This is a genomic window from uncultured Tenacibaculum sp. (assembly GCF_947504135.1).
GTDB lineage: Bacteria > Bacteroidota > Bacteroidia > Flavobacteriales > Flavobacteriaceae > Polaribacter.
Genome location: NZ_CANNGG010000012.1, coordinates 1 through 459 on the forward strand (window position 1 = coordinate 1; position 459 = coordinate 459).

At 45.5% G+C, this 459-nt stretch carries 1 protein-coding gene; it reads right to left on the bottom strand.

The window, feature by feature from the left end; genetic code table 11:
- Window positions 1–459, bottom strand: a 459-nt coding sequence (locus tag Q0663_RS12630; protein WP_299011694.1) for an Ig-like domain-containing protein, incomplete at both ends; no start/stop codon positions are given.

Below are 459 nucleotides of genomic sequence, written 5' to 3' on the forward strand. Positions count from 1 at the left end.
TCTGAACTGTCTGCTGTTCCTGTGATTACTGGTGTAGTATCGTTAGTAACTTGACTGTTTACTGTTGGTACTGTTGGGGCTGTTATGTCAACTATGTAGACATGACTTGTAGTAGTAGAGCAAGATGTAGCCGATAGGAAGCTTCCTTCTACAGTAGTGTCGGTGTCAGCGGCTAAGTCTGCCCCTGGTACATTAATGCTGTAGTTTCCACTGGCATCTACCGTTCCGGCATAGCTATTTCCGTTGATTACTAAGGTTACCGTGTCGCCGATATTGAAATCTCCACCTACGGTTCCGGTTACTGGAATGGTGCTTCCTGCTTCTGAGGCATTCACAATGTTGTCTGCCGTAATATCATTTATAGTTAAGTTAACTACTCCTCCTACAGTAATGGTTGCTGTAGCAGAAGTCGCTTCTGCACAGGCACCACTTTGTACGATTGCACGGTATTGCGTGGTG